The 803-nt window shown below is 63.6% G+C and carries 1 protein-coding gene; it reads left to right on the forward strand.

Features of this window, described 5'->3' with window-relative positions; translation table 11 throughout:
• Nucleotides 1-149 precede the first annotated feature (149 nt).
• The coding region (locus TW83_RS16755) for a YihY/virulence factor BrkB family protein (protein WP_045983924.1) at nt 150-803 on the forward strand (654 nt) is incomplete at its 3' end.

Below are 803 nucleotides of genomic sequence, written 5' to 3' on the forward strand. Positions count from 1 at the left end.
TGATCGCCTTACGTCTGCACAGATGACAGATTCGTGAGCTTGCGGACCTGCCGACCCTGCCCATTACAGCGCTGGAGAACCACGTGCCCCGTACCAAGACGACCCTTTCGACAGACCAGAAGGGGACAGCCTCTCCGACACGATTTTCCATGGCGGAATGGAAGCAGATCCTTGTTCGCGTGAAGACCGAGATCGCCAGCGACCACATTTCGGTCGTTTCGGCGGGCATCGCGTTCTATGCGCTGCTGTCGGTGTTCCCGGCCCTTGCCGCGCTGATCTCGATCGCGGGTCTGGTGCTGGACCCCGCCGACATCGCCAGCCAGCTGGACACGGTCATGGCCCTGATCCCGGAAAGCGCCGGAGCGGTGCTTCAGGAACAGGTCCTGAAGGTCACCAGCGGCGATGAGACGGCGACCGGCTTGGTCGCGGCCTTTGGTCTGGCCATCGCGATCTATGGCGCCATGAAGGGCGTCATGACCCTGATGGAGGGGCTGAACATCGCCTATGACGAAGAGGAGGGCCGCGGCTTCATCAAGCTGTATCTCAGCGCGCTTCTGATCACGGTATGCGCCATCCTGGGCCTGGCGGTCGCGATCGCGCTGCTGATCGTGCTGCCGTCGGTCATCGCCTTCCTGCCGCTGTCACCGACGCTGGAGACCGCCGCCGAATGGCTGAAATGGCCGCTGATGGCGGTGCTGACCATGATCGGGCTGGCGGCGATCTATCGCTTTGGTCCGTCGCGCGCCGATCCCAAGTGGCGGTGGGTCAGCGTCGGTGCCGTGGCGGCCACGGTCCTGTGGATT

It is taken from the genome of Paracoccus sp. S4493, from assembly GCF_000967735.1.
GTDB lineage: Bacteria > Pseudomonadota > Alphaproteobacteria > Rhodobacterales > Rhodobacteraceae > Paracoccus > Paracoccus marcusii.